General features: G+C 28.6%; 9 protein-coding genes. 5 read left to right on the top strand and 4 right to left on the bottom strand.

The window, feature by feature from the left end:
• Window positions 1-99 precede the first annotated feature (99 nt).
• Both B3W71_RS13235 and B3W71_RS13230 read left to right on the top strand, forming a co-directional pair.
• Window positions 100-303, top strand: a complete 204-nt coding sequence (locus tag B3W71_RS13235) for a hypothetical protein (protein WP_346889405.1) — start codon at window positions 100-102, stop codon at window positions 301-303.
• Between the two features lie 78 nt (window positions 304-381).
• A complete protein-coding gene (locus B3W71_RS13230; RefSeq protein WP_346889404.1) occupies window positions 382-567 on the top strand; it encodes a hypothetical protein in 186 nt (61 codons plus the stop codon).
• Window positions 568-693: 126 nt separating this feature from the next.
• On the opposite strand, the gene B3W71_RS13225 is transcribed toward B3W71_RS13230, so the two are convergent.
• Window positions 694-2,187, bottom strand: a complete 1,494-nt coding sequence (locus B3W71_RS13225) for a leucyl aminopeptidase (protein ID WP_346889403.1) — start codon at window positions 2,185-2,187, stop codon at window positions 694-696.
• A gap of 94 nt (window positions 2,188-2,281) precedes the next feature.
• A complete protein-coding gene (locus B3W71_RS13220; RefSeq protein WP_346889402.1) occupies window positions 2,282-3,157 on the bottom strand; it encodes a YitT family protein in 876 nt (291 codons plus the stop codon).
• 199 nt (window positions 3,158-3,356) lie between these two features.
• Between B3W71_RS13220 and cls the strand changes: the two genes are divergently transcribed.
• Entirely contained in the window at window positions 3,357-4,811 is a 1,455-nt protein-coding gene (cls, locus tag B3W71_RS13215; RefSeq protein WP_346889401.1) for a cardiolipin synthase, read from the top strand.
• Window positions 4,812-4,968: 157 nt separating this feature from the next.
• On the opposite strand, the gene B3W71_RS13210 is transcribed toward cls, so the two are convergent.
• Complete coding sequence (locus tag B3W71_RS13210) at window positions 4,969-6,525, bottom strand: hypothetical protein (RefSeq protein WP_346889400.1); 1,557 nt, start codon at window positions 6,523-6,525, stop codon at window positions 4,969-4,971.
• Window positions 6,526-6,754: 229 nt separating this feature from the next.
• Between B3W71_RS13210 and B3W71_RS13205 the strand changes: the two genes are divergently transcribed.
• Window positions 6,755-7,327 (top strand): hypothetical protein, encoded by a 573-nt coding sequence (locus tag B3W71_RS13205; RefSeq protein WP_346889399.1) that lies wholly within the window; start codon window positions 6,755-6,757, stop codon window positions 7,325-7,327.
• Between the two features lie 75 nt (window positions 7,328-7,402).
• Here B3W71_RS13205 and B3W71_RS13200 read toward each other — a convergent pair whose 3' ends face one another.
• On the bottom strand, window positions 7,403-8,557 hold the full coding sequence (locus B3W71_RS13200) for an N-acetylglucosaminidase (protein ID WP_346889398.1): 1,155 nt from the start codon (window positions 8,555-8,557) through the stop codon (window positions 7,403-7,405).
• 173 nt (window positions 8,558-8,730) lie between these two features.
• On the opposite strand from B3W71_RS13200, the gene rluF reads away from it, so the two are divergent.
• The gene (gene rluF, locus B3W71_RS13195; protein ID WP_346889397.1) at window positions 8,731-9,456 is read left to right on the top strand and encodes a 23S rRNA pseudouridine(2604) synthase RluF; all 726 of its coding nucleotides are present in this window, start codon (window positions 8,731-8,733) and stop codon (window positions 9,454-9,456) included.
• The last annotated feature ends 62 nt before the right edge of the window (window positions 9,457-9,518 follow it).

The raw sequence follows: 9,518 nt of genomic DNA, 5'->3' as shown, positions 1-9,518 counted from the left end.
ATTTTCAGATGCCTTATAAAAAAGCTAAATATTTATTTCCCTAGAATAAAATCTTTTATCTTAGGGAAAACTATTATAAATAGTATTAGGAGGTACATTATGGATTTAAATGAGTTAATGGAAATGAAAAATGAAAATCCTGGGACTACAGGATTTTACAATAATAGAGAGATATTCATTAGAAAAGTTCATGATAATTCTGGACTTGTGGAAGTTGTTGATTTATTTAGTGGAGAAGTATATGCTCTTCATAGTAGTAAAATTGATAAAACTTATGCTAACTCTTCCGATTCATTTCAATAAGTTTACAGTTGAATTTAAATCTCCTCAATGATAACATTTAATGTATAAATTAAATTAAACAAATAAAGGAGATTTTTTATGAATGAAACTAATTTAATGCAAGCACAAAAAGAAATCGATGAAGCACTTTCTACTATCGAAAAATTAGAAGAAAATATTAAGTTTAATTCTGTATCTGAAGACATGATAAAAGAGAACTTTATTTCTCTTGCTAAAAAAGTTCAAGAAATCGAATCTGTTCTTAAAAATGAAGGTATTTTATAGCCTACGTTTATATATTAAAATTTATAGTTCTTAATAAAAAAGGAGCGCTTCAGAATTAACTTTAAGTTAGTTCTAAAACGCTTCTTTTTATACATGCATTAAATTATAAATTTGTATTAACTATTATTAATATCTTTTAGCAACTTCGTACAATAATCTTGAACCTACTCCTGTTGCACCCTTTGAGAAATATTCTCTATTTGGTGTTTGTGATGCGAATGCTGTAGCTGCAATATCAAGATGTAACCATGGTTTATCTTCTACAAATTCACCAATAAATAACCCTGCTGTAATTGCACCTGCTCCTACAGGACCAGTTGAGTTAACTAAATCAGCATTACCAGTTTTTATTTTTTCTTTATATTCATCAAAGGTTGGGAATCTCCAAACCCTTTCATCACAATCTAAAGATGCCTCTTCTAAAAGTGAGTAGAATTCGTCATCATTAGTTACAACTCCTGTAGCTGCACTTCCTATAGCTCCACCTACAGCTCCAGTAAGAGTAGCTATATCAATTACCTTAGTTGCATTTTCTCTTCTTATTATATAAGTAACTGCATCTACTAGAGTTAATCTACCTTCAGCATCTGTATTGATGATTTCTATGGTTTTACCATTCATAGTGTTAAGTATATCTCCAGGTCTATATGCATCTCCAGAAATTAAGTTCTCACAAGCAGCTACTACAGCTACAATATTTTTCTTTAATTTCTTCCTTGTTATGGTAGACATGGCACCTATAACAGCACCTGCTCCACCCATATCACTCTTCATAGTCCACATACTACCTGCAGTTTTCAAGCAATATCCACCTGCATCGAAGGTTAATCCTTTACCTACAATGCCTAATATATTATCTTTATTATCTGTGTCTCCCATATATCTCATAATAATTAATTTAGGCTCATTTGAAGAGCCTTTTCCAACGGTTAAGAATGACTCCATACCAAGGTTCTCGATCTCTCTCTTATTATATACTTCAACTTGGAATCCATACTCAAGACCTAATTGTTGAACTCTCTTTGATAAAGCATATGGAGTTAAAATATTAGCAGGCTCATTTACAAGTTCCCTTGATATTAAATTTCCTTCTGCAAGTAATTTTCCTTCCTCTATAGCCTCATTTAGTTTAATTAAATCTTGCTCTTCATGGAATATGATTCTTACTTCTTCTAATAATATTTCTTTTTTATCACTTTTATATTTATCAAAGTTATAAGTAGTCATTATTATAGCTTCAGCAATAGCTTTAGACTTCTCACAGTTGCAGCAACAATCCATAGATTTTATATGTATATCTAGGGTCTTTATTTTTTGTTTTATTGCTTCTTTAATCAACTTAGAAGTATTATTTCTAACATTATCTACATTACACTTTGCCTTTTCTCCAAGACCTACAAGTATAGTTTTTTGTATAGATCCATCTTCCACATTCGTTAGTGTATATATGTCACCTTTTTTGCCAGTAAACTCTTTACTTTCACTTAAGCAGCTAAGTATACTATTTAATTTATCACACGGAAATCCTTTTTGCATCTCCATGTAACTTTCAAATAGAAATATACCCTTGGAATTATTATGTGATTGAACATTTTTTAAATTTTCAACTCTTATATTCATATTAATCACCTATTCTTTCAATGTTTAATATATCTCATTATAAATTCTATACTTTTACTAAGTTCTATAATTAATTTCTAAATCCTTCTATGTATTATTTTTCTTCTTTACCTCCATCATACTGAGGCTCTGTGAATCCTCTACCCACAACTTCTCTTACATCATTTATTATTATAAAAGCATCTTTATCTACTTCTCTTACAATTCTCTGAAGGTCAATTAATTCTTCTGTAGAACATACAATATATAATATATCTTTATTTTTTCCAGTATATACTCCCTTACCATTTATACTAGTTATTCCCCTATTTAAGTGTTTCATTAACTCTTGAGCTATTTCACCTGATTTTTCTGAGATTATATGAATTTGCTTAGAGTAATTTACACCTTCTACTAAAGTATTTACCACCTTAGAAACTATGAAAATAGATATTAAAGCATACATTGCCTTTTCTACTCCGAAAACAAATAGCCCTACTAATATTATCATTCCATCTATACACATCATGATTTGATTTATAGGTATCTTCTTTAAATAATGTTTTATAATTATCGCAAGTAAATCTGTTCCCCCTGTTGATCCAGAAGATCTCAATACTAATCCAACCCCAGCGCCTACAAAAAGACCTCCAAATACACTTGCTATTAATAAGTCGGCTTGGACTTTGGGAATAAAACTAGTATACCAAAGAGCTACTGATACATAGCCAGCTCCAAATATTGACTTTTTTGCAAAATCCATCCCTTTTATTTTTATACCAACTATAAATAATGGTATATTTACAATTATATTAGTTAACCATAAAGGTATCTTAAACACATAATCTAGTATGATAGCTAGACCTGATATTCCTCCTGTAACTAAATGTTGTGGTGAATAATAAACATTTATTCCTATTGCTAGTATTGTTATACCAACCATTATCATTAGGTAGTTTTTCAGTTCACTTTTGTTTAAAAAATCTTTCATGTTGCTCCCCCATTTATTTCATGTTATACTATTTTATTTATGTTACACTAGTTTTATAGCATAGATTTGTATATGCTGCAAACACTAATTTTAATTATACTTTTGATATGATAATAATTATATAGTTTTTATAATTTTTATATGTATTTTTTATATGATATGCTAAAATCTAATTATCATATTATAATAAGGAGTTTTTATGAATAATTATACTATTTTCTTAAATGTTGTAAACTTTATATTTGTAGTAAATATAGCTTTTGCCGTAATTGTAATTATTTTCGAGAAAAGAAATGCTAATAACACATGGACTTGGCTTATGATAATGTTATTTATTCCTTTTATCGGTTTTATAATGTATCTATTTTTTGGCCAAAACCTTCGTCGTAAGAAATTCTTTGTTCTAAAGAAAGAAGAGGAATCTATACTTATGCAATTTTCTGATGAACAAAAACGACTTCTCAACGATCAAACTATAGTAAACAATAATTCTTTATTAAAAGAATACCATGATGTAATAAATCTAAATCTTCATAGTGATAATTTTATTGTTACTAATAATAATAAAGTAGACCTTCTTAATAATGGAGATGAAAAATTTCCTCTACTAATAGATTGCATAAAAAACGCAAAAAAATTCATTCATATTCAATACTATATCTTTCAAGATGATAATTTAGGAACTCAAATATTAAATCTATTAGTAGAAAAAGCAAAGGAAGGTATTGAGGTTAAGCTTCTCTACGATGGTATGGGCTGTATTCGTAATAAGAAACATTTCTTTGACCCATTAATAAATGCTGGCGGAGAAGTAAATTGTTTCTTCCCACCCTTTGTACCTTATATAAATGTGAGAATAAACTATAGAAATCATAGAAAAATATGTGTTATAGATGGTGAACATGGATTTGTTGGTGGCTTAAATATAGGTGATGAATATTTAGGATTAGACAAAAAATTTGGCTTTTGGAGAGATACTCACCTTCATCTTCAAGGCGACTCTGTAAACTATCTAGAAGTAAGGTTTTTAATGGATTGGCGTTTTGCAAGTGAAAAAGACTTTTTTATGGAAGAAAAATATTTTCCAAGAAAGCAATATAGATATAATACCGCTGTGCAAATAATCTCTAGTGGTCCTGACTCTGAGTGGTGTACAATCAGAAATACCTATCTTAAGTTAATAAATAAAGCTGAAAACTCAATTTATATTGAAACTCCATACTTTATACCAGATGATAGTATCTTAACTGCTCTTAAAATAGCATGCTTATCTGGAGTTGATATTAAAATTATAATACCTTGTAAACCAGATCATCCATTCATTTATTGGGCATCTAAATCATATATTTGGGAGCTTGTAGAATGTGGCGTAAAATGCTATACCTATGATAATGGTTTTATTCATAGTAAGATGGTATCTATAGATGGAAAGATGTGTACTATAGGAACTGCCAATATGGATATGCGCAGCTTTAATTTAAACTTTGAAGTTAATGCTATAATATATGACAAAAAAACAACTGCGGAGGTTGATAAATCCTTTGAGGCTGATATATTAAAAAGTACTCTTCTTACAGCAGAGCACTACACTAAAAGACCTAAAATAATTAAATTTAAAGAAGCTATATCTAGATTGCTATCTCCTTTACTATAAAAAAACATCTTAATATCTTTGGTGTATATATCTTCAGGGTATGCTGAAGGCATTCTCAAAATTAAAAACCATATAATAAATTAATATAAAAGTAATTTTTATTAAATAAACCGTCATATCTATAATAATTTAAAATAGATATGACGGTTTGAATTTTTTATACTATTAATGGTACATATATCATTAATGTAAGTAAAGCATCAATTAACATAAATATACCAAACTTTTCTAGGAATATTCCTTCAAAATCATCTATATAAACCATATATCCATATCCATATACTACTAGTCCAATTAATAAATTTATAATTATCCCTACAAATGTTGGAGCTAGAATTGTAGGCAGCATATATGAATATTGAATATAAAATGTTTTATTTATAGTATATGCTTTCATGATTACAGCAATAGTAGCCAATATAATATACATATACCTCTTCTTTTTCTCATCAAACTTGTAATCCATAAAAGTTACTATTCCTGCTATAACTAATACAGGAATAATCCACCTAAAACCTATTATTATATAGGCTACACTAAACATAAAACCTTCTGCTACATATCCTAGAGCTCTTATCTTTTCATCTCCACGTGGTCCATTATTTGCATTCCTAAATTCATCATTACTAGATGTTATATTAATATTGTATGCTCCTTCCTTTTCAAAACTTAGGAAGGTTACATAGTCCTCGTCACTATATGGATGAATACACAATTCTCTTAACCTTTTTAATTTTTCTACATTAGATACTTGACCATCTTTAAGTTCAAAGGAAACTACAGCCTTTTGAACTTCTTTTTTACCAAAAGCTACACCCATAGTCGCATAGAATTTTGCTCCATTTTCTGAATATGTCCCTTTAGTATTTACAATGTACTTTGAATTATCTACTTCAAGCGTACTAATTTCTCCTTCTCCACCAGCTATAGGAAACTTTATCACTTCAGTAGAAGAATATTCATTTCTAATATTCTGTTCAATAAGTATATACCCTGTTTCTTCATCTAAGGATACTGACATTGCACTATAACTAATTTTATCTGGTTTAATTATCTTTTTAATTAAAAAAGGCTCTGATGCTTTTCCTGCCTTTACTGTAAATCCTTTAAATAACTCATCACCCTCTAAATAACATATCAAAAGACCATCTTTATTTTTGTTAGCAGTAAGCATTGTCACATCTTCCACTGGCACTTCTATTTTTTCATTAGATACTGTGTTTATCACATGAATCTTATCTTTATAAGATAAAACTATGTTTTCATTATCAATTTGCTCAACTGATAAGACTCCTTCTTCAATTTCACGTTTTATTATATTTAATTCCTTATCCAATATTATACTTTCAGAATAAGCAACTCCTGATTTGGAGGAGTTATACACAAGAACATATCCGCTATTATTTTTAGTAAATATCAGGTTCTTAAGTAGTTCCTCTTCTACATCATATTCGGTAGTTTTTATCTCTTTCCCTATTAAATCTGTTTCACATATTTTAATCTTTTTACTGTCATCATAGGCTACAAGTACTCTGTTTTCTTCCTTTATAATTATAGGTGAATTTTTACCTGTTCCACTCCCTATTTGTACTTCCTTACTCCATTTTTCTGATGGTGGTTGTTTCAGTAAATTGTAGTTATTACAATAATTACCGATTAGTATTATTAAAAACACCATTATTATAGTTAAAAATAGCATCCTTTTTTTATTCATATTTGCCTCCCCAAAGTTTATACTTAAACATAAACCCCCATTATTTTGTCTATTAGCATAAATTATACTCTCATTATACTGAATATTCAAACATACATTTTGCAAATATCACTTAATACTATATTTTATTTCCATAAACTAATAATACTTTACTTTAATATTTTGAAATTATATTGTAAAATAAGTTTATATTATAGTTATATTTAATAAATTAATGGAAGGTATTTATATGGGAAAATCTGGTAAAGTGATTAACTTTGACGATGACAAGGTTTATGTAGTAACAAGTAATAAAGAATTTGTTACTTTGGAGAGAAATAATAAAACCCCTGTTAAAGGTAGTATTTATGAAGGCACTGTATATGTAGATAGGTCAAACATTATAAAACTATTTATAATACTAATATCTATTTCTATATTAGCATTAAGCTTTATGTATTTTATTTTCTTTTCTCCTAGAGCTAATATAATTCTTTCTATAGATTCCAATATTAAAATAAGTGTAAACCGAAATAGGATAATTAAAATTACAGATCCTAGTGGATCCACTCTAGGATTAGAAAACTTAACTTCATTAAAAGGTAATGAATTAAATTCAGGCTTAAATCTTTTATTTGATTCTGCATTAAAGGAAGAACTAATTCCTCAATGTGATGAATATTCACACGGTACTATATATATCTACATAACTAAGGATAGTAAGAGAGAGCCTCTTAACTTCGATGCATTTAAAGCCTATGCTGCTAAATTTAATTATGACGTTATAGTTAATAGAAATAATAATATTCTTAATGCTGATTAGTTTAGCATTAAGAATATTCCTATCTATAAAAACCTAACATTTGAATATGTTAGGTTTTTATATTATATTTATATTTTATTTTCTATACACAGGCATTTCAAATTCTAGCTGTGCTGACGGACACTTATCTAGCACCTGTTTAATATACTTAATTTGTTTGTATGCCCAAGGTACATCTGTAGCATATTGATGATAAGGAGTTCCATTCTGATCCATATTCCATCTCATTTTGTATAAAGTATTCTGCTTTGCTGAAGTGTTTATATATCCATTAGATATCCACTTAGCTCCACCCTTTATTGCCTCTTCTGGTGAAAACCACCCATTCTCATAAGCAGTCTTTGCACCTAAAGTATCTGAATCATTACCATCTTTTGCTCCAATACCGAAAAAGTTATAGACAGTTTTGTTATTGTACTCAATTCCCTTTGATAATTTTGATGTTCCATGACCAGTTTCTAATATAGCATGAGATACTAAATAAGCTGGATTTACATTATATAATTTACATGCATCTAAAAAAGCTTGTCCTTTTCCACTCAATGCCCCAGCTCCAGATAAAGAAGCGTTAAGGTTATCTGAAGTTATTCCTTCTACATAGTTTAGTTTCATAAATTGATATATGCCATAAGGATCATTTCTAAACCTATCAGGATCCATGTATTGTAAAACATCTGTTTTTTCTGCACTAGTATTATATCCAAAAGACCTTATAAACATAGGAGAATTAACTAACTGCTTGTCTACAGCTTGACTTAAAGTAAAGCTGGTTTGTATAGAATCCTTAATTGTCCATAATGAATTATTTATGCTTTCAGTTGAATTTATTGTAGAAAATTCTTTTACAGTGGCTGCCTCTAAACTTTTTCCTTCATTATCATATAGGCCATCTTTAACAATTATGCTATATATACAACTTTTCTTATACCCTCCACTAGGTGGACTTATAACTATAGACTTATTTGAAGAATCATAACTTAATCCTACACTAGTTATCTCCCCATTTGGTGATGTGACTACAACATAATTGGAAAGTTTATTTATTAATCCACTATTTAAATTTTTATTTAACTTAACTATCCAAGTCTTATTTACTGGAACATTAACTTGATGAGCAATTTTCTGTACACTAATAGCATCCGCTCCACTATTAGTTAATATGATTGTCGTTAAACACATTACAATTGCTAGTAATATAATAGAAGTTTTCTTTATCAATCTCTTATTCATATTTCCCCCTCATATTATCTAAAATTCTATTTATATCATATATGTTATATTGTATAATACTAATAACATTGATATTATGCTATAATTATACAATAAATTCAAAATGAATGTAAATAATTATATAATAGCTCATAATATTCATGAAGTCTTATACTAGGTGGTGATATAACTATATGGATAACAAAAACTTACTTAGGCTTAATAAATATATAAGTGAAAGTGGAATTTGTTCTAGAAGAGAGGCTGATAAATTTATCGAAGCTGGTAGTGTATATATAAATGGTGTTTTAGCTACTGTTGGAACAAAGGTTAGCCCTACTGATACTGTAGTAGTTGATGGTAAAACCATTAAACCTAAATCTAATAAGGTCTATATAGCTCTTAATAAGCCTGTGGGAATTACTTGTACAACTGAAAATCATGTTAAGGGTAATATAATTGATTTTGTTAATTATCATGAAAGAATATTCCCCATAGGACGTCTTGATAAACCTTCTGAAGGATTAATATTTTTAACTAATGACGGTGACATGGTAAATAAAATATTACGAGCAGGAAATAATCATGAAAAAGAATATGTAGTTTCCGTTGATAAGCCTATTACAAAAGAATTTATTAATGCAATGGAAAATGGAATTCCTATACTAGGTACAATAACAAAGAAATGTAAAATAAGAAAAGTTGGCAAGTGTACCTTTAATATAATATTAACACAAGGTCTAAATAGACAAATTAGAAGGATGTGTGAATATTTAGGATTCAAAGTAACTAGCCTTAAGCGTATTAGGATTATGAATGTTTCCTTAGATAATCTACCTACAGGTAAATGGCGTTATCTAAATGATGAAGAGATATCCACAATTCTTAATCTTACTAAAGACTCAACAGGTACTATTTAAATAAAGTATATTTAATAATTAAAAGAAGAGGATGATATTTTAAAGTGGTCCCTATGTCAAGG

The organism is Clostridium sp. UBA1056 (genome assembly GCA_002316385.1).
Classification (GTDB): Bacteria; Bacillota; Clostridia; order Clostridiales; family Clostridiaceae; genus Clostridium_J.
This window is presented reverse-complemented; position numbering and strand designations above follow the sequence as displayed.